General features: G+C 32.7%; 16 protein-coding genes. 4 read left to right on the forward strand and 12 right to left on the reverse strand.

What is annotated here, in order from left to right:
• Positions 1-192: 192 nt before the first annotated feature.
• From DKT72_RS09105 to DKT72_RS09115, 3 genes are read right to left on the reverse strand one after another with little or no spacing between them, the layout of a single operon-like run.
• Positions 193-798, reverse strand: coding sequence for an FAD-dependent oxidoreductase (locus tag DKT72_RS09105; RefSeq protein ID WP_111308429.1), 606 nt, complete (start codon positions 796-798; stop codon positions 193-195).
• A complete protein-coding gene (locus DKT72_RS09110; RefSeq protein ID WP_111308430.1) occupies positions 798-1,001 on the reverse strand; it encodes a hypothetical protein in 204 nt (67 codons plus the stop codon). Before DKT72_RS09110 ends, DKT72_RS09105 begins: the two co-directional genes overlap by 1 nt.
• Before the next feature lie 14 nt (positions 1,002-1,015).
• The gene (locus DKT72_RS09115; RefSeq protein WP_111308431.1) at positions 1,016-1,603 is read right to left on the reverse strand and encodes a MarC family protein; all 588 of its coding nucleotides are present in this window, start codon (positions 1,601-1,603) and stop codon (positions 1,016-1,018) included.
• 111 nt (positions 1,604-1,714) lie between these two features.
• Between DKT72_RS09115 and DKT72_RS09120 the strand changes: the two genes are divergently transcribed.
• From DKT72_RS09120 to DKT72_RS09130, 3 genes are all read left to right on the forward strand, one after another.
• Positions 1,715-2,287 carry a DUF3109 family protein gene (locus DKT72_RS09120; protein WP_111308432.1) on the forward strand — a complete coding sequence of 191 codons (573 nt, stop codon included), beginning with the start codon at positions 1,715-1,717 and terminating at the stop codon, positions 2,285-2,287.
• Between the two features lie 300 nt (positions 2,288-2,587).
• Positions 2,588-3,568, forward strand: coding sequence for a ribonucleotide-diphosphate reductase subunit beta (locus DKT72_RS09125; RefSeq protein WP_111308433.1), 981 nt, complete (start codon positions 2,588-2,590; stop codon positions 3,566-3,568).
• Between the two features lie 255 nt (positions 3,569-3,823).
• Complete coding sequence (locus tag DKT72_RS09130) at positions 3,824-6,292, forward strand: ribonucleoside-diphosphate reductase subunit alpha (protein ID WP_111308434.1); 2,469 nt, start codon at positions 3,824-3,826, stop codon at positions 6,290-6,292.
• An 85-nt stretch (positions 6,293-6,377) separates the two neighbouring features.
• On the opposite strand, the gene DKT72_RS09135 is transcribed toward DKT72_RS09130, so the two are convergent.
• The 7 genes from DKT72_RS09135 to DKT72_RS09165 all read right to left on the reverse strand — a co-directional run bounded on the left by DKT72_RS09135 (position 6,378) and on the right by DKT72_RS09165 (position 16,440).
• Positions 6,378-8,150, reverse strand: a complete 1,773-nt coding sequence (locus tag DKT72_RS09135; RefSeq protein ID WP_162623280.1) for an outer membrane protein assembly factor BamB family protein — start codon at positions 8,148-8,150, stop codon at positions 6,378-6,380.
• Positions 8,151-8,161: 11 nt separating this feature from the next.
• Complete coding sequence (locus DKT72_RS09140; RefSeq protein WP_111308436.1) at positions 8,162-9,493, reverse strand: carboxypeptidase-like regulatory domain-containing protein; 1,332 nt, start codon at positions 9,491-9,493, stop codon at positions 8,162-8,164.
• 163 nt (positions 9,494-9,656) lie between these two features.
• The gene (locus tag DKT72_RS09145; protein ID WP_111308437.1) at positions 9,657-10,766 is read right to left on the reverse strand and encodes a helix-turn-helix domain-containing protein; all 1,110 of its coding nucleotides are present in this window, start codon (positions 10,764-10,766) and stop codon (positions 9,657-9,659) included.
• Between the two features lie 183 nt (positions 10,767-10,949).
• Positions 10,950-11,231, reverse strand: coding sequence for a pyrimidine/purine nucleoside phosphorylase (ppnP, locus tag DKT72_RS09150; protein WP_111308438.1), 282 nt, complete (start codon positions 11,229-11,231; stop codon positions 10,950-10,952).
• Positions 11,232-11,374: 143 nt separating this feature from the next.
• Positions 11,375-12,208 (reverse strand): OmpA/MotB family protein, encoded by an 834-nt coding sequence (locus tag DKT72_RS09155; protein WP_111308439.1) that lies wholly within the window; start codon positions 12,206-12,208, stop codon positions 11,375-11,377.
• A gap of 256 nt (positions 12,209-12,464) precedes the next feature.
• Positions 12,465-13,673, reverse strand: a complete 1,209-nt coding sequence (odhB, locus tag DKT72_RS09160) for a 2-oxoglutarate dehydrogenase complex dihydrolipoyllysine-residue succinyltransferase (RefSeq protein ID WP_111308440.1) — start codon at positions 13,671-13,673, stop codon at positions 12,465-12,467.
• A gap of 25 nt (positions 13,674-13,698) precedes the next feature.
• A complete protein-coding gene (locus DKT72_RS09165) occupies positions 13,699-16,440 on the reverse strand; it encodes a 2-oxoglutarate dehydrogenase E1 component (RefSeq protein WP_111308441.1) in 2,742 nt (913 codons plus the stop codon).
• A gap of 156 nt (positions 16,441-16,596) precedes the next feature.
• Between DKT72_RS09165 and DKT72_RS09170 the strand changes: the two genes are divergently transcribed.
• Complete coding sequence (locus tag DKT72_RS09170; RefSeq protein WP_111308442.1) at positions 16,597-17,124, forward strand: alpha-ketoglutarate decarboxylase; 528 nt, start codon at positions 16,597-16,599, stop codon at positions 17,122-17,124.
• Here the strand turns inward: DKT72_RS09170 and DKT72_RS09175 are convergent.
• Complete coding sequence (locus tag DKT72_RS09175) at positions 17,108-17,455, reverse strand: hypothetical protein (RefSeq protein ID WP_111308443.1); 348 nt, start codon at positions 17,453-17,455, stop codon at positions 17,108-17,110. The genes DKT72_RS09170 and DKT72_RS09175 overlap by 17 nt on opposite strands.
• Entirely contained in the window at positions 17,455-18,429 is a 975-nt protein-coding gene (locus tag DKT72_RS09180) for a polyprenyl synthetase family protein (RefSeq protein WP_111308444.1), read from the reverse strand. The genes DKT72_RS09175 and DKT72_RS09180 overlap by 1 nt, the downstream gene beginning before the upstream one ends.
• Between the last annotated feature and the right edge of the window lie 78 nt (positions 18,430-18,507).

Consider the following 18,507-nt stretch of genomic DNA (forward strand, 5'->3'; position numbering starts at 1 on the left):
GAAGACAACCCTCTGTTTATGATTTGGAGAAAAAAAGGATATGAAATAAAAACTCTTTCAAAGTACAATCATAGTACAAGTGAAATAACATTTAGACTTCCTACAGGGAAGTTTTAAACTAAAATAAGAACCCTTTGCCTAAAGTAAAGGGTTTTTAAATTATTTAATAAATTGTTTTTTATAAAATAATTTTTACTCAACCTTATCATGCACCTTCGTATGCTTACCGCCATTCCAAAGTGTTAAAATATCCGTCGCAACATGGGCGCCACTTCCAGACGATATTGCAAATTGACTTCTCCAACCGGCTAACGAACCTGCAACATACAAACCTTCTTTTACTAAATGATCCATATTTTTCAACCAAATGCGGTCTTTTTCTTTTTCCGATCTGGGATGAGGCTCAATATAATCTTCCAACCCTTTAATGGTCATTAAGTTGGTATAACCTACGGCAACAATCACAATTTTCGATTTATAGGAACTTTTATTGGTAATAATATTAAAAGCATCAGTAGTGGAAACGATTTCTTTAACTTTTTCTTTGTCAATTTGTTCAAGATGAGGATAGAGAGAAGCTAGTTGTTTTTTGCCTTGTTTGAGAATGGATGCTCCGGTAGTTTTTGCTTCAAACCCTAGCACATTATTAAATAAAGCAGATTGTAAATGTGATGTTTTTTGATGTATAATAATACCAATACGCTTGTCTTTTGCAAATGGTTTGTCTTTTGCAGACCCTAAAACTAATGCACACGATAATCCTGCGGCACCGCCACCAATTATTAAAGCATCAAACATTAACGACGTTGTTTTACTTTTTCTTCAATACGTTTAGAAATTCTTAAAATAAGCATTAAAAAAATAGCACAAAGTCCACATAAAATAGTAATTAGTGCCGTGATGCTTTCGCCTTCAAAAGGGGCATTAAAATCTACTTTAGTAAAATTAAAGGCGATTAATACAAAGGCAAGTAAACTAATAATGATGGTTATGATTTTCATATGTAGATAGTATTTTAAATGATTTCAATCAAGGCTTTGACGTTATGGGCAAATAATTTTACAGCAATAGCTAATAAAACAACTCCAAACACCTTTCTAACAATGTTAATACCATTTTGACCTAAAAAGTGTTCAATGCTTTTTGAGGTTTTTAACACAATAAAGATAACAATAACGTTTAAAATAATGGCAATAATGATGTTTTCTGTTCTAAATTCGGCTCTTAAAGACAATAAAGTGGTTAAGCTCCCTGGTCCCGCAATTAAAGGAAATGCTAATGGAAAAACAGAAGCGGTGTTAGCCGTATGTTCTTCTTGTTTATAGAGAGTGATGCCCAAAATCATTTCCAAAGCAATAAAAAAGAGAATAAATGAACCTGCAACAGCGAAAGAATTGACATCGATGCCAATAAGCGTTAGAATACTTTTTCCAAGAAATAAAAAAGCAACCATAATAACTCCAGAAATAATAGCGGCTTTTCTACTATCAATATGGCCTACTTTTTTTCGTAAATCTATAACAATAGGTATATTGCCAATAATATCTACAACGGCAAACAAAACCATAAAAGCTGTAAATATTTCTTTAAAAACAAGTTGCATAACTAGTCGTTTGTTTGAATTTTGATGCAAAGGTCGATAATAATTATAAATTAATAATACTTATAGAATTTAAAGTTTGTCTATTTTTGTTCACTTAATTAAAAGGTATTTATGTTCCAGTTAGGAAAAACCATTGTTTCGGAAGATATTATAAAAAAGGATTTTGTTTGCAATTTATCGGCATGCAAAGGTGCTTGTTGTGTTGATGGCGATGCGGGGGCTCCTTTAGAAGCCGAAGAAACAAAAATTTTGGAGTCTATATATCCAAAAGTAAAACCTTTTTTACGTCAAGTAAGCATTGACGCTATTGAAGACCAAGGAACTTTTATTACCACGAAACAGGGTGATTTTGAAACACCTTTACTAAATGGAGCAGATTGCGTATATGTCATTTATGATGATAAAAATACAGCGCTATGTGCTATTGAAGAAGCCTACAACCAAGGCGACATTTCTTGGAAAAAACCGGTCTCTTGTCATTTGTACCCTATTAGGGTGACAGATTACACAGAATTTTCAGCAGTAAATTACCACAAATGGCACATATGTGATGATGCTTGTACGCTTGGGAAAGAACTTCAGGTGCCAGTTTATAAATTTGTAAAGCAAGCCTTAATTAGAAAATTTGGAGAAGATTGGTATGCGGAATTGGAGAAAATGGCTCAAACATTCACCTCAAAATAAAGCCTTAAAAACGTATTTTATAATGACGGTCTTTTCACATTAATTTTAATCTATTTGTTAAAATTAAGAATCCTTGCCTGATAAGGTCTTAGCAATTTTTTTAAATTTAAATAATTGATAACCAGTATTTTGTGTTTTAACTAATTATTGTGGTTTTTTAGGTTATCGGTAAGTTTTGTTAAAAACTTGTTGACAATGTTTATAACTATACCTTTCATTTTAGCACTCTTTTTTGAATCTTTGTTAATCCCAAGTTGAAACTATTTTTCGCTTAAATTTTCATAATAAAACATAAAAAGAATGTCGCAGGCTATTGAACCCATTTTACAAGAAAACAAAGATCGTTTCGTTATTTTTCCAATCAAACATCATGACATCTGGGAATGGTATAAAAAGCAAGAAGCAAGTATTTGGACCGCAGAAGAAATTGATTTACATCAAGACCTATCAGATTGGAATACCAAATTAACAGATGAGGAGCGTTATTTTATTAAACATGTTTTAGCGTTTTTCGCAGCGAGTGATGGCATCGTAAACGAAAACTTAGCTGAAAACTTTGTGTCTGAAGTACAATATACAGAAGCTAAATTCTTTTACGGATTCCAAATCATGATGGAGAACATTCATTCTGAAGTATACTCTCTGTTGATTGATACTTACGTGAAAGATGATAAAGAAAAAGATGAACTTTTTAAAGCTATTGAAGTTTTTCCTGCAATCAAGGAAAAAGCAGAATGGGCATTAAAATGGATTGATTCTCCAAGTTTTGCAGAGCGTTTAATTGCATTTGCAGCTGTGGAAGGCATCTTTTTCTCAGGAAGTTTTTGCTCTATTTTCTGGCTTAAAAAACGAGGCTTGTTGCCTGGCTTAACATTCTCAAACGAATTGATTTCTAGAGATGAAGGTATGCATTGCGATTTTGCAGTCCACCTACATAATAACCATATAGTAAATAAAGTTTCTAAAGAACGTATTACAGAAATACTAACAAATGCACTAGATATTGAGCGTATGTTTATTACCGAATCGCTTCCAGTAAGCTTAATAGGTATGAATGCCAAATTAATGACGCAATATTTAGAGTTTGTAACCGATAGATTATTAGGGGAATTTGGTTGTGACAAAGTTTACAATTCTACAAACCCTTTTGATTTTATGGATATGATTTCATTACAGGGTAAGACTAACTTCTTCGAAAAACGAGTGTCTGAATATCAAAAAGCAGGGGTTCTTAATAAAGAAGAAGATAAGGATAAATTTACCTTTGACGCCGATTTTTAATTGAATTTTAAATTTTCAAAAGTTCAGTTTTTGAAAATTCAATTAAAATGACATTTCCATTTATAATGGAAAATTAATTAAGTTTTTATTAAATGTAAGTTTTAAAAATTTGAATGTCAGATTCATTTTTAAGCTTATGAAAGTAACCAAAGCCAACTAAGTTTTATCTAACTGACCATTAGAGCCCAAACTTGGAATGACCAATTAACCCATTTTCTGAAGGTGTATCAGAAAAATTAAAAAACGTGTAAAACAATGTATGTACTAAAAAGAGACGGAAGAAAAGAACAGGTGATGTTCGACAAAATCACGGCTAGAGTGAGAAAATTGTGTTATGGATTAAATGAATTAGTTGATCCATTAAAAGTAGCCATGCGAGTTATTGAAGGTTTATACGATGGTGTAACCACGAGTGAACTGGATAATCTTGCTGCAGAAATTGCTGCAACCATGACGACAGCTCATCCAGATTATGCACGTCTAGCTGCAAGAATTTCTGTTTCTAATTTACATAAAAACACTAAAAAGACCTTTAGTGAAGTCATGCACGATTTGTATACCTACATCAATCCTAGAACAGGAAAACCAGCACCGCTTTTAGCCGATGATGTATATGAAACCATTATGACTAACAAAGAAGTCTTAGATTCAACAATCATCTATAACCGAGACTTTGGCTATGATTATTTCGGATTTAAAACCTTAGAACGTTCCTATCTTTTAAAATTAAACGGTCAGATTGCAGAGCGACCTCAACACATGCTCATGCGTGTTGCTGTTGGCATTCATTTAAATGATATGGAATCGGTTATTGAGACTTACGAGCTCATGTCTAAAAAATACTTTACACACGCTACACCAACATTGTTTAATTCGGGTACACCAAAACCACAAATGTCATCTTGTTTCCTACTAACTATGAAAGAAGATAGCATTGATGGAATTTATGATACATTAAAGCAAACTGCTAAAATATCACAATCTGCAGGAGGTATTGGTTTGGCAATTCATAATATACGTGCCACGGGAAGTTATATAGGTGGTACAAATGGTACTAGTAATGGTATTGTTCCTATGTTGCAGGTGTTTAACGACACCGCTCGTTATGTAGATCAAGGTGGTGGAAAACGTAAAGGAAGTTTCGCCATATATTTAGAAACTTGGCATGCCGATATTTTTCAGTTTTTAGAATTGAAGAAAAACCATGGTAAAGAAGAAATGCGTGCACGCGATTTATTTTACGCTATGTGGATTTCAGATTTATTCATGAAACGTGTACAAGAAGATGGACAATGGACGTTAATGTGCCCTAACGAATGTCCTGGTTTAGATGAAGTACACAGTGAAGCTTTTGAAACCTTATATATAAAATACGAAACCGAAGGTAAAGGACGTAAAACTATTAAAGCACGTGATCTTTGGGAGAAAATATTAGAATCCCAAATTGAAACAGGTACGCCTTACATGTTATATAAAGATGCAGCAAACCGTAAATCTAACCAACAAAATTTAGGAACCATCCGTTCTTCAAATTTATGTACAGAGATTTTAGAATATACGTCTCCAGATGAGGTAGCTGTATGTAATTTGGCGTCTATAGCATTACCAATGTTTGTGAAAAATGGAGAGTTCGATCATAAAGAGTTGTTCCGAATTACTAAACGTGTCACTAAAAACTTAAACAGAGTTATTGATAGAAATTACTATCCTGTAAAAGAAGCCGAAAACTCTAATATGCGCCACAGACCTATAGGGTTAGGTGTTCAAGGACTGGCAGATACGTTTATTCAATTACGTATGCCTTTTACAAGTGATGAAGCTAAAAAATTAAACCAAGATATTTTTGAAACGCTTTATTTTGCTGCTGTTACAGCAAGTATGGAAGAAGCTAAAGCAGATGGGCCATACCAAACTTATGAAGGTTCTCCAATAAGTAAAGGTCAATTCCAACACAATCTTTGGAATATTAAAGATGAAGAATTAAGTGGTATGTGGGATTGGGATAAATTACGTAAACAAGTCATGAAACACGGTGTGCGTAACTCTTTGTTGGTAGCACCAATGCCAACGGCTTCAACGTCTCAAATTCTTGGAAATAACGAATGTTTTGAACCTTATACGTCTAACATTTATACACGTCGTGTATTATCTGGAGAGTTTATTGTTGTTAATAAACACTTATTGGAAGATTTAGTAGAATTAGGCCTTTGGAATGATGCTTTAAAACAAGATATCATGCGTGCCAATGGATCTGTGCAACATGTCGATGTGCCTCAACATATTAAAGATTTATACAAAACGGTTTGGGAATTAAGTATGAAAGATATTATAGATATGTCTCGCCAAAGAGGGTATTTTATTGATCAATCACAATCGCTTAACTTGTTTTTAGAAGGAGCTACGATGGCGAAATTAACGTCTATGCATTTTTACGCTTGGAAGAGCGGCTTAAAAACAGGGATGTACTATTTACGTACCAAAAGTGCTGTTGATGCCATTAAATTTACTTTAGACAAAGCTCAAAAATTAGAGCCCAATGCTGATGTAGAAGAAGTCATTGATGAAGCTCATTTAGCACAACAAAAAAAGTTAGCGGTAAAAGCAGCAAACAAATTTGCTAAACAAAATACAGAAGTAGAACCCATGTCTGCCGAAGAAATGAGAGCCCTAATCGCCCAAGCTAAAGCCGCCGAAGGTGATGATTGCTTAATGTGTGGGTCTTAATATTTTTTAATTAAGTGTTTAAAGTCAAAAGCACCTCGAAAGAGGTGCTTTTTTTATTAATAACAGTGAGATGTTAAAGAAGCTACTAATTATAAGTTTGGATTGCTAGTTTATAAATTAATTCTAGGTCGGTTTCTTTTATGTCTACATTCCAAGACCATGTTCGGCATGAAATAAATCCAGATTCTGGTTTTGAATTGAATTTTTTCATCCAAGCATTTACTCGACCAAATTCATCAAAAGCTAACGGGATAACCCCTTTTTTAGTAGGATTTATAAAATCACCTGTAGTTTTGGTCCATTTAGGCAAACCTATGTGAAGTCCTTCTTTGGTGGTTTTACTATAATAATTACCAGAGTCCGTTGTACTTATAAACTCAACATCTAACATTTGTGATCCTTCAGTGGCATTTCTTTTGAATTCATCTTTTTCGTTTACATCCCAATAATTGGGAACGCTTCCGAACCAAATAATTTTTCCGCCACTTTCAAGATATTGTCGTACCATTCCTTTTTCAGGAGAGCTTCCCATAACATTTTTTGGAATGATTGGAAAATTAAATACAATAACGCTTGGTTCTAAATCTTCAATTCTATTCTTAATAAACGTGGAGAGATGTTCCTTATCAGTAAGTTGTTTAAATCCTTTATCTATTAGATATGGAGTGATTTTTTTATCAGAAATAATGTATTTTGACATGCCTTCAATCTTTACTGGTTCAAATACCGCAAGATGTGACTTTTTTGCGTTTTCTAAGGCATAGAATATACCATTATCACTTCCAAAATATATGGTATTGACATCATTGATTAAAGAAGAATATATTTCACTGCCAATATTATAATCCCATAGTTTTTCTCCTGTATTTTTATTGATTTTAAAAATATTACCGCCAGCTGAACCTATATAGACATCATTATCAATAACTAAGGGTTTTGTGTAAACATGAGAATTTGCATTAAACTGCCACTTTTTTTCTCCTGTATTTAAATCTAGTGCACAAAAAAGATTATTCGTAGACCAACCAATATAAACTGTGTTTTCTGAAATAGTTGAAGCCATGGCCCAAGTAGTATCATAACTAAACTTCCATTTTTCTTTATGGGTTTCCAAATCTACAGCGTAAGTATTTCCGTCTCTAGAAGCTATGATTAATAAGTTGTTTTTTAATAAAGGCTTGGCAATAATAGAACTTCTGTCGAAATTAAAATCGTCAGAATTATAAGTAGCTCCTCTTGTTTCAAATCTCCATAAAAGCTCACCATTGATAACATTAAGAGCATATACATAGCCATCATTGCTTGGCTGATACATAGTGGTATTGTTTAAAAGACCAGAGGCTTCTATTCGGCCTTTTGTTTTGAATTTCCAATTTAACTTTCCGTCTTTAGAATCAAGAGCATATAAATAACTATCTCCTGAGCCAATTAAGATTTGGTTTTCGAAAATAATGGGCGAGGCCATAAAATAAGACCAACCTGGGCGGTTATCAGGAATATTCTCTTGCATATCGAATGTCCAATTTAAGCTTCCATCTTGTATATTCAATGAATAAACAAAATGGTCCCGACTTGAGATAAAAAGAGAATTACCAGATAATAAGGGTGCGCTAACTAAAGCACCATTAGTTTTAAATTTCCATATAAGACTTCCATCTTCCTTGCGTAAGGAATAAATATAACCGTCTGAACTTCCAAAATAAATTTTGTCATTAAAAATTACTGCACTTCCACGAATGGGACCTTCGGTTTTAAATTCCCATTTTATCCTAGGGTTTTCAAAATTAGCCTCCGCTGATGAAGCTGGTGGCAAAAACTTAAAAGCAATTAGAAAGAACAAGAAAATAATTGGTTTCATAAACATCATTTTCAATTAGTTAAAGCCGTGCCGTTTGCTTTAGCTTTTTTTAATTGTTTTTGAATCTTTTTTATAGCGGAATCTATGGATTTGTCTGGTTCAATGATATTATATGCTCCCCAAAAATCTGGATCGGAAAATCCCATAGCTTCATCATTCATTATGATTGATGGATGTATTCTTTCTTTAAATTTGGGTATGTCTTTATCTATATTCTTCTCCCAATCCGTCACCGCCATTTCGCATCCAAGGGTATAGGTAGAATTAAATAACTTATGATCCCAATTTACTTTAAATTCCAATAACAAGTTACTGTAGCCATAATACCATTTATTATCTTTTTCAAGATAATCTACGCGATATGCAATATCAGTTGGCCAAACATCTGCATGAGCTGGTTTTTTTCTTACCAGTATTTTAGCAGCTTCTTTTTTATTGGAAATATTAAGAGAGTAAATAGCACTTGTAAGAATCTTTTTTTCAGCATCCATAAAAAGTTGACCCTTGTAAAGAGAACCTTCGGCATATTCATTTTGCTCAAAATTAATAACATACACAAGTCTATTATTTATTTTTGTAGAGCGATCCAGATTAAAATTATAATTATTTAAGGACGCTTCTGTAAATATGTATTCAGGATATTTCATTATATCCAGAAAAATGGTATTAAAGGGACCACCTTGTAATTTTAAAACAAGTGTATCCAATTTCTTATAATCTGTACTTTTTCTAGATTTATAGAGTTTTAAATCATCTTTTTTTGAAGATGTATAAGACGCTTTGTAAATATTTACTATTGCTTCTGAAAGAGACACACTTTTATTTCTTTTTTTTATGGTTTCTCTGTAGAAAGCAGTCATTAGAATTTGATCATCCAAATAATTTTCTCCTTTTTTCTTTAGAGTTTCTATAATTAAATCTCGAGGATTTTTAAGGGTTTCAATATTTACTTCGCCTAATTCTGTTGCTGATGCTTCGAGCGTTATATTATTTTTTGTTTCCATAAGTGTTTTCAAAGAAATAATTTTACTTTCATAACCTAAAAAAGATATTTCTATACGACCTTCGTTAATTTGAATAGGCACTTTTAATACAAATTCGCCTTCGGTATTGGTTACAGTTGTAATATTAGTTTCCACAAGGGAAAGGTTAGCAAATGCTAAAGGTTTCTTGGTGATATTGTCAATAATTTGTCCTTTGTATTGGTTATAGGTTACATCCTGCTCTAGATCATTTGGCGAATTTTGAGCTACTAAAAAGGATGTGTTTAAACCAATTGTTAAGATAAAGATTGTCGTAACTAGTAAATGGTTTCTAAATTTTAAAAATGGATAAGTTTTCATCTGTTAGTAAGTTTAGTTAAAAATATGTTTAAGCTTCATAACAAATTAATAGCAATATTTTCTTATAATTGTGCGGTTTCATGAAACAGGACGCATTTCTAAAAATATTAGAAACTCCATTTTTTTATAAAAGTTAAGTAAAGACTAAGACTATTAAAAAATTTTACTTTAAGCTTTTTTTGTAAAGAGTAGGTGTAGTTTTAGTGTGTTTTTTAAATGCGAAGTTAAAGGCGCTTTTTGAATTAAAACCAGATTCATAAACAATTTCCAAGATGGTTTTTCCGGAGTTTTTGTTTTGTTTGATTAATCTTTTGGCTTCTTCAATACGAAAGCCGTTAATGTAATCTTGAAAAGAGGTTTGATAACAAGCATTAATAAACTGTGATAATTGACGTTCTTTAATTTTCATTTTTGAAGCCAATTCGGATAGAGTCAGATTAAATTCCAGATAAGGTTTTTTCTCATTCATGAAGGACTCCAATAAGTTATTTAAATTATCAACATCATCTTTAGAAAACAGTAAATTCTTGGAAGTTTTTGTTTGTTCGCCCAAATGTGATCCCAATAAGGCTTTCACCAATATGATAGAAAAATATAAAAAATATAAAAGAATGGTTACTAATAAATAGGTTGAAGTTTCTTTAAATCCACTAGTAAAATAAACAATCCCTGCCACATTATTACACAAACAAGTAATAAAGTATCCATAAATAATAAATCGATTCCATTGCATTTTAATAGTAAAGTGGCTGCTTTTTACTTTAGTTTCTTTAGAGAAATGTTCCAAAGTAATAATTGAAGTAATATTATATACTAATACTTGTAGAGCGGTGATTACACTTAGAATCTTTCTAAAAGATAAATTAAATAATTCCTGAGAATTAAGAATTTCCCTTTTCTCTTCTAGAGAGTGAAAATGATAAAAGGCAAGAAAATATATGCTTAATAAAGCAAAAGGAAGGTAATGAAGTAAGTACTTGCGCTTAAAAACAAAAGGATTGGTGGTTTCGGATTTTATATACAAATACATGGTAGGTCCCCATACTAAAAAAAATGGCGTACATATATATGCTAGAAACGGATATAATTTAAGTGTTATGTCGAAATGCAACCAAAAGAGCATATCAACGGAACTTAGAATTTGAGCAAAGAAAAAGAAAACCATTAATTTGTTGGAAACTGAGCGATGCCCTTTATACAATAAAACACCAATTAATGGTATTTGTACAAAAATGGTAAGAATATGAATAATATCAATTGGCTTAAAATTCACATTATGTTATTTTTACAAATTACTATGGATTTCTTTAGTAAAAATATAAAAAAATTGTTTGCGGCATTAAGCACTAGATAGCTTGAGAAATTTGATTTTTCTCTTTTTTTTAATAATTTGATTTAGAACTGCATTAAAACCACTTCTTTTTGAAGTGGTTTTAATCTTATATTAAGTCTAATGTTATTTATATTGACACAAATAAGCCGTTTGTCCAGATACTTTTACCTGAAACTTTTTATTAGCATCAATTTGATAGGACTCTCCTGCTTTAAATGTTTTCCACTCAGATTCTCCAGGTAATTTAACAGTCATGTCACCTTCAATAACAATCATGGTTTCATGGGTTGAAGTTCCAAATTCATAATCTCCTGCCTCCATAACACCAATGGTTGATTTTCCTGTTGAAGACGTGTATCCTAAAGATTTCACGTTACCGTTAAAATATTCATTTATTGAAATCATAGATCTTATTTTTTTACGAAAATAAAGAACTTAATTGAGCTATTAAAAATGATTGGCATATTATTATTTGAAATAGTGTACATTAAAAAAAGCACCTATTTATTATAGGTGCTTTTTAATTGGTATATCAAAAAATGTTTCTTTTAATTATTAGAAGCCATTAAAGCAAAAAACTTGTCAATATTTGGAAGAATAACAATACGGGTTCTTCTGTTTCTTGCCATGTTTTCTTTTGAGTCGTTCTCAACAAGGGGTTGATAACTACTTCTTCCGGCAGCAATCATTTTTTCGGGAGCCACCTCAAATTTTTCTTGTAATTTTCTCACTACCGACGTGGCTCTTAAAACACTTAAATCCCAATTATCGGCAATATTTGCAGTGCTTATGGTTCTAGAGTCGGTATGACCTTCAACCATTACTTCTAAACTAGGCTCAGAATTTATAACATCAGCTAATTTTTTCAAAATAGTATCTGCTTTTGAGCTTATTTGGTAACTTCCTGTATTAAACAACATATTATCTGAAATGGAAATCATAACAACCGTTTCATTAATATCAACCGCAATATCCTCATCTTCATTCATGTTGCTGGCACTTATTGTTTTTTCTAAGTTATAGGCAATGGCTAAGTTCATGGAATCCTTAAGTGTTCTAGCCTGTCTTACTTTATTGGCATCCACTTTAGCCAATGTTTCTCGCATGACTTTTTTCGAATTATTGGACATGATGGCTGTATTATCTCCAACAACTTCATATTTAGCATCGTTTTCTTCTTTCAAGGACGATATTTTAGAATTATATTCATCTACACGAGCTTGAATTTTATCAAATTTAGCTTCTAAGTCTTCTTTGGCTACTCGGGTTTTTTGAAGTTCACTTCTTATTTCCCCATTTTCTTGCTCTAATGCTACATATTTTTTCTTTGCAACACATGAACTTACAGTGATTGCAAGTAATAAAATTGAAATTTTTCTCATAATTTTTAATGTATTAGATTTATTTTATTTACGGCTGTAAATTAATTTTAGATGTTAAACTTTTTCAGAATGCATGCGTTTTGTAAATGTTTGACTATAAAAATTTAGGAAAAATTAATTTAAAACAATTAATACAGAATAACTTAGGATTCAATGTAATAATAATATTTACTTGTCAAAATCCATAAATTTTAATCCAAAAAAAATGGTCAGACTTTAAAATCTGACCATTTTTTAAACTGATTATAATATGATATTAAAGCTCTAATGCTTTTTTAATGTCATTATTCATTAATAATTCTGTAGGGTTTTCTAAAGCTTCTTTAACGGCAACCAAGAAACCTACACTTTCTTTACCATCAATAATTCTGTGATCGTAAGATAGAGCTACGTACATAACAGGACGTATTTCAACCTTACCATTAACCGCAACAGGTCTTTCAACTATGTTGTGCATACCTAAAATACCACTTTGAGGTGGGTTAATAATAGGAGTGGAAAGCATACTTCCAAACACACCACCATTGGTAATTGTAAACGTTCCTCCCGTCATTTCATCAACAGTAATTTGACCATCGCGCGCGCGTAGTGCTAAACGTTTTACTTCAGATTCTACACCTCTAAAACTTAAGTTTTCTGCATTTCGTATAACTGGCACCATCAATCCTTTTGGTCCAGAAACAGCAATACTGATGTCGTAGAAATCGTAACTTACCATTTCATTACCATCAATCATGGAGTTTACGGCTGGATACATTTTTAAAGCTCTTACTACAGCTAATGTGAAGAAACTCATAAATCCTAAACCAACACCGTGTTTAGTTTTGAAGGTTTCTTTATGCTCATCACGCAAAGCAAAAATAGCAGACATATCCACCTCATTAAATGTGGTTAACATGGCTGTTGTGTTTTTAGCTTCAACTAAACGTTCTGCCACTTTACGGCGTAACATGGACATTTTGCTTCTTGTAGCTCCTCTGCTTCCCCCCGTAGGTGTTCCCATAGAAGGCACGGCATTTATAGCGTCTTCTTTGGTTACTCTACCGTCTTTTCCAGTTCCAGAAATAGCAGAAGCTTCCATACCTTTTTCAGCTAAAATTTTCTTGGCAGCTGGGCTAGCAGAACCAGTAGCATATGTTTTGGTTTCAGAAGTTGCTGGTTTTGGAGTTTCAGCCTTAGGAGCTTCTTCTTTCTTTTCTGTTTTTGGTGCATCTCCTTCAGGTTTAGCTGCACTCGTATCAATTAAACATACTATGGCACCTACAGCAACAGCGTCCCCTTCTTCCGCTTTTAGTGTAATAATACCACTTGCTTCCGCAGGAAGTTCCAGGGTTGCTTTATCACTATCTACTTCAGCAATAGCTTGATCTTTTTCTACATAATCACCATCTTCTACTAGCCAGGATGCTATTTCCACTTCTTTAATGGACTCGCCTGGCGAAGGTACTTTCATTTCTAAAATCATTCTTTATAATTTTATTTTAACTATTTTAAACTATATCAAAAACAGTATTGATAACTGCTTGTTGTCTTTTTTTATCTCGAGTATTAGAGCCAGGTGCAGGCACTGAACTATATGGTCTTGCAGCCACCTCTAATTTCACTAAAGGCATACGTTCTACCATGTAACTCCAAGCTCCCATATTTCTCGGTTCTTCTTGCGCCCAAATATATTTTTCTACGTTAGAGTACTTATTTATAACAGATTGTATTTTCTCTAAATGTAATGGAAATAGTTGTTCTATTCTCACTAATGCCACATCATTTCTTTCAAGTTTTTCACGTTGTGCCTCTAAATCATAATAAAATTTACCAGTACAGAATACTAATTTTTTTACATTTTTAGGGTCAATAACATCATCAATAACTTCTTGAAAATGTCCATCTGCCAACTCCTTAATAGATGAAACAGCTTTAGGATGCCTCAATAAACTTTTTGGTGTAAACACAATTAAAGGTTTTCTATAATCCAGTTTCATTTGACGACGCAATAAATGAAAAAGGTTAGCAGGTGTTGTACAGTCTGCCACAAACATATTGTCATTACCACATAATTGTAAATAACGCTCAATTCTAGCAGATGAATGTTCAGACCCTTGACCCTCATAACCATGCGGTAATAATACTACAATGCCGTTTTGTGTTTTCCATTTATCTTCTGCAGCAGAAAGATATTGATCAAAAATGATTTGAGCACCATTACTAAAATCACCAAATTGAGCTTCCCAAATAGTTAGTGTATTTGGATTGGCCATGGCGTATCCATAATCAAATCCAAGAACAGCGTATTCTGATAAAAGTGAATTGTAAATATCCATTTTACCTTTGTTATGTGGATTGGTGTTTAATAGGTTAATACGTTCTTCAGATATTTCATCACGTAAAATAGCATGACGATGGCTAAATGTACCACGCTCGACATCTTGACCGGAAATACGGATATTAAACCCTTCTTCCATTAAACTACCATAAGCCAATGTTTCACCCATGCCCCAATCTAAAGTATCGGTTTCAAAAACCATACTGGCTCTTCCTTCTAGAATTCTTTCGGCTTTTCTAACAAATTTTACATCTTGTGGAACAGTGGAAACAATTTTAGCAATGTTTTTTAGTTTATCTACTGAATAAGACGTGTCTTCATTCATGAGCATCGCATCTAAACCTTTTCGCGTAAAAGCGTTCCAACGTTCTTGCATAAACTCTCTTACCTTTGAAGCATTTAACTCTTTTGCTTTGGTATATTCTTTTTCAAGAGTGTTTTTAAATTCTTCGTTAATAGCTTGAACATAATCTTTATCAATAGTATTTTCTGCGATTAACTTTGACGCATATATATCAAAAGGATCAGGATGTTTTGCTATTTCTTTATATAGTTTAGGTTGTGTGAATCTAGGCTCGTCACCTTCATTATGTCCATATTTTCTGTATCCTAATAAATCTATATAAACATCTTTTTTATAGCGCATTCTATAATCTAATGCCAACTCTACAGCATGGACAACGGCTTCAGCATCATCGGAGTTTACATGTAGTACGGGTGACAAAGTTACTTTAGCTATATCTGTACAATAGGTGCTTGAACGAGCATCTAAATAATTAGTTGTAAAACCAATTTGGTTATTAACAACAATATGGATGGTTCCGCCTGTTTTATAACCATTAAGTTGACTCATTTGAGCTACTTCATAGACAATGCCTTGACCTGCAATGGCAGCATCACCATGGACGATAATGGGTAATATTTTAGAATTATCGCCATCGTAATCACTATCAATTTTTGCTCTGGTAATACCTTCGGCTACGGAAGCAACGGTTTCTAAGTGTGATGGATTTGGCACCAAATTCATCTTAATGTTTTTACCGTTCTGATAAGTTTTATCAAGTGTTAATCCCAAATGATATTTTACATCACCATCAATATGCTCATCTTCAAAATCCTTACCATCAAACTCACTAAAAAGCTCATGGGCCGGTTTTCTAAATATATTTATTAAAGTGCTTAAACGACCACGATGTGCCATTCCTAACACACATTCTTTAACTTGGTATTTTTCAACAGCATAAAAAAGTGTGTTACTTATGGCGGGAATTAAAGATTCTCCACCTTCTAAAGAAAAACGTTTTTGCCCAACATATTTGGTTTGCAAAAAGTTTTCAAAAGTGACTGCTTGGTTTAGCTTAGAAAGAATGTATTTTTTCTTTTCTGCTGAAAAATTTGGTTGATTGTCATTTAAGTTTAATTTCTCTTGCCACCATTTGATAACATCCGGATTACGCAGGTACATATATTCCACACCAATAGAGCTGCAATAAATACGGCCTAAGTGTTTGATGATTTCTCTTAGAGTTTGCACGCCAATCCCTAAAATCTCTCCAGCATTAAAAGTAGTGTCTAAATCATTAGTGGACAGACCGAAATTTTCAATCTCTAGGGTTGGAGAATAACTTCTCCTATCTCTCACTGGATTGGTTTTGGTAAATAAATGACCACGCATTCTGTAACCATCTATAAGCTTAACAACTTTAAATTCCTTTTCTAGTTTTTCGGGAATTTGTGTTGATACGCCTTCTATAATTTCACCAGTTAAGCCATAACTCTCACTACCAAAGTCGTAACCTTGGAAAAAGGCTCGCCAGCTTGGCTCAACAGAGTCAGGGTTTTGTAAATATTGATCGTATAAATCGGCAAAATATGCCGTATGTGCTGCGTTTAAAAATGAAAATTTATCCATTATAATTAATACTTCAGAAAAGTGATTTCAAAATTCCGTCAAAAATACAACTTTTACTAAAAATAGAAGTTTCTTTTAATATATTTATAAGAGTTTTAGATTCCTTTTCATCAATAAGTTGGGGATTTAGTTAATTTGTTAAAAAATCACACTTGAATGAATAAAAAAATAACAATTCATAAAAAAGCAGTCTTTATTTGTGTGCTTTTTTTCTGTTTTAATAATTTGATACAATCTCAACAGTCCAATGATTTTTGGAATCATGTACGATTTGGTGGCGGGATAGGATTGGGGTTTGGTGATGGCTTTTTTAGCGGCACTTTAGCCCCTAGTGCCGTTTATGAATTTAACGAAACACTTGCTTTAGGTTTGGGATTGAATGGCACTATAAATAATAGAAAAGGGTTTTATAAATCGACCATTTATGGAGGAAGTGTCATTAGCTTGGTAAATGTGATTCCTAAATTACAAATTTCAGCTGAATTTGAAGAGCTTAGGGTGAATCGGAAATATGATGCTTTTTATAATCTTCCAGAGGATAATTATTGGTCGCCCGCATTATTTGTGGGCTTAGGCTATAGAAGTGGCAACGTTACGTTAGGTGTTAGATATGACGTTTTGTATGATGATGAAAGAAGTATTTATGCCGATGCTTGGATGCCTTTTGTTAGGTTTTATTTCTAAACCAAACCTTTTGCCATTCGCGTTTTAAAATTAAAAACGACACCTCTTCCGATAGTTTAAGGGTATCATCTCCATTTAAGGCTTTTACCTTATTTTCAGGTACATCTATAATGTAAAGTAGGTTTAGGTAATCGGCAAATTTTTCTTGGATTAGCTTATAAATGGTTTCATGAAGCATGAGCTTTAAACTTGTGGGCAATATATCTTCATGAAAATCTAAATCAACATTGGCAAATTTAAAATCTTTGTTAAGTTGAAGAACCAAGTTTTTATATAAATTTAATTGATTGGCTTCATTAACCAAATCTTCAAAGGTGGTTGGCAACTGCATTATATAGTTCTATTCATTAATTGATTACCAAAAGCTTTTAAAAGTTCTTTTTTGTCTTGAGAAATATTCAAAGCATCTAAAACCGAAAAGGCTTTAGTCGTATAGAATTTGATTTCTTTTTGAGTCGCTTCAGCGGATCCTGTTGTTAAAAAGAGTGTTTTTACTTGCTCAATTTTGAAAAGGTTATCAATAGGTTTTTCATTAAATAACTTTGATAAATAGTGTTTTTCATTCTCTTTAGCAAACTCCAAAGCTTTAAGGTACAAATAGGTTTTCTTATTTTCTATAATATCGCCACCAACTTGTTTGCCAAATGTTTTAGGGTCTCCAAAAGCATCTAGATAGTCATCTTGCAACTGAAAAGCAATACCTAAATTTTTACCAAACTCATAAATATTATTTTGGTCTTTTTCCGAAGCATTAGCAACAATTGCTCCCATTTTCATGGCAGCACCAACCAAAACGGCGGTTTTGTATTCAATCATTTTTAGATATTCAGGAATGGTAACATCATTTCTAATCTCAAAATCAACATCATATTGCTGTCCTTCACAAACTTCTATAGCTGTTTTGCTAAATAATTTCGCCAGTGCTTGAAATGTTTGGGCATTATAATTTTCAAATAATTGATAAGCCATAATCAACATGGCATCGCCAGAGAGAATCCCTGTATTAATGTCCCATTTTTCATGTACGGTTTCATGCCCGCGTCGCAAAGGTGCGTCATCCATAATATCATCATGAACCAATGAAAAATTATGAAATACTTCTATGCTCAAAGCAGCATTTAACGCCTGCGTGTAATGGCCATTAAAAATCTCGGCGGTCATTAACGTTAAAACAGGTCTTAGGCGTTTCCCTCCCAATTGTAAAATGTAATTTATGGGAGTATATAAATTAGCTGGTTCCCTTTTTTTGGTGAAACCTTCTAAATATGATGTAAATGTCTCTTGATAAAATTTTACGCGCTGCATTTGACAAAAATACATGAAAAGCCTTAATAATAACAACCTATTTATTGTGCCAATTACAAAAATTATAATGACTTACTT

It is taken from the genome of Confluentibacter sediminis, from assembly GCF_003258355.1.
Lineage (GTDB): Bacteria > Bacteroidota > Bacteroidia > Flavobacteriales > Flavobacteriaceae > Confluentibacter > Confluentibacter sediminis.

Excerpts from the sequence above, each read along its gene's own strand:
- DKT72_RS09130 (WP_111308434.1), top strand. The coding sequence starts at position 3,824 with ATGTATGTACTAAAAAGAGACGGAAGAAAAGAACAGGTGATGTTCGAC.
- DKT72_RS09110 (WP_111308430.1), bottom strand. The coding sequence starts at position 1,001 with ATGAAAATCATAACCATCATTATTAGTTTACTTGCCTTTGTATTAATC.
- DKT72_RS09120 (WP_111308432.1), top strand. The coding sequence starts at position 1,715 with ATGTTCCAGTTAGGAAAAACCATTGTTTCGGAAGATATTATAAAAAAG.
- DKT72_RS09135 (WP_162623280.1), bottom strand. The coding sequence starts at position 8,150 with ATGAAACCAATTATTTTCTTGTTCTTTCTAATTGCTTTTAAGTTTTTG.
- DKT72_RS09140 (WP_111308436.1), bottom strand. The coding sequence starts at position 9,493 with ATGAAAACTTATCCATTTTTAAAATTTAGAAACCATTTACTAGTTACG.
- DKT72_RS09115 (WP_111308431.1), bottom strand. The coding sequence starts at position 1,603 with ATGCAACTTGTTTTTAAAGAAATATTTACAGCTTTTATGGTTTTGTTT.
- DKT72_RS09180 (WP_111308444.1), bottom strand. The coding sequence starts at position 18,429 with ATGCAGCGCGTAAAATTTTATCAAGAGACATTTACATCATATTTAGAA.
- DKT72_RS09165 (WP_111308441.1), bottom strand. The coding sequence starts at position 16,440 with ATGGATAAATTTTCATTTTTAAACGCAGCACATACGGCATATTTTGCC.
- odhB (WP_111308440.1), bottom strand. The coding sequence starts at position 13,673 with ATGATTTTAGAAATGAAAGTACCTTCGCCAGGCGAGTCCATTAAAGAA.
- ppnP (WP_111308438.1), bottom strand. The coding sequence starts at position 11,231 with ATGATTTCAATAAATGAATATTTTAACGGTAACGTGAAATCTTTAGGA.
- DKT72_RS09155 (WP_111308439.1), bottom strand. The coding sequence starts at position 12,208 with ATGAGAAAAATTTCAATTTTATTACTTGCAATCACTGTAAGTTCATGT.
- DKT72_RS09175 (WP_111308443.1), bottom strand. The coding sequence starts at position 17,455 with ATGCAGTTGCCAACCACCTTTGAAGATTTGGTTAATGAAGCCAATCAA.
- DKT72_RS09105 (WP_111308429.1), bottom strand. The coding sequence starts at position 798 with ATGTTTGATGCTTTAATAATTGGTGGCGGTGCCGCAGGATTATCGTGT.
- DKT72_RS09125 (WP_111308433.1), top strand. The coding sequence starts at position 2,588 with ATGTCGCAGGCTATTGAACCCATTTTACAAGAAAACAAAGATCGTTTC.
- DKT72_RS09170 (WP_111308442.1), top strand. The coding sequence starts at position 16,597 with ATGAATAAAAAAATAACAATTCATAAAAAAGCAGTCTTTATTTGTGTG.